A 704-nucleotide genomic window follows, 5' to 3' on the forward strand; every position below is an offset into this window, starting at 1 on the left:
TTCATGGTCCTGCAGGCCGCCCTGGCGGTGTTGCTGTCCAAGCTCAGCGCCAGTTCCGATGTGGCCGTGGGATTTCCGATCGCCGGGCGCCGCGACCCCGCACTGGACGAGCTGGTCGGGTCGTTCGTCAACACGCTGGTGCTGCGCGTGGACGTGTCCGGTGATCCGACGGTTGCCGAACTGTTGGCTCAGGTGCGCCAGCGCAGCCTGGCCGCCTACGAGCACCAAGACGTGCCGTTTGAAGTGCTGGTGGAGCGGCTCAACCCCGCCCGAAGCCTGAACCATCATCCCCTGGTGCAGGTGATGTTGGCCTGGCAGAACTTCGCCGGCGATCCCCCGGCGGAATCGGCTTTGGGCGACCTGCACGTAACCTCGCTGCCGGCGGACACCCATACCGCCCGCATGGACCTGACGTTCTCAGTGGGGGAGCGTTGGAGCGACGTAGGCGATCCGGCCGGCATCGGCGGGATGGTCGAGTTTCGCACCGATGTGTTCGATGCGGCCAGCATCCAGCTACTGATCGAGCGGTTGGGACGGGTGCTGGGTGCCATGACCGCCGACCCGGCGCGACGGCTGTCCTCGATCGATGTGGTCGACGAGGCCGAGCACGTCCGGATCGAGGCTTGGGGTAATCGGGCGGTGTTGGCTCGGCCCGATTCGACTGTGCGGGTGTCGATTCCGGCGTTGTTCGGTGCGCAGGTGGC

Annotated in this window: 1 protein-coding gene; it reads left to right on the top strand. The window is 66.8% G+C overall.

Annotated elements, in window-relative coordinates:
- The coding region (locus A5753_RS02095; RefSeq protein ID WP_156655875.1) for a condensation domain-containing protein at nt 1-704 on the top strand (704 nt) is incomplete at both ends.

It is taken from the genome of Mycobacterium sp. 852002-51971_SCH5477799-a (genome assembly GCF_001667145.1).
In the GTDB taxonomy this organism is placed as follows: Bacteria; Actinomycetota; Actinomycetes; order Mycobacteriales; family Mycobacteriaceae; genus Mycobacterium.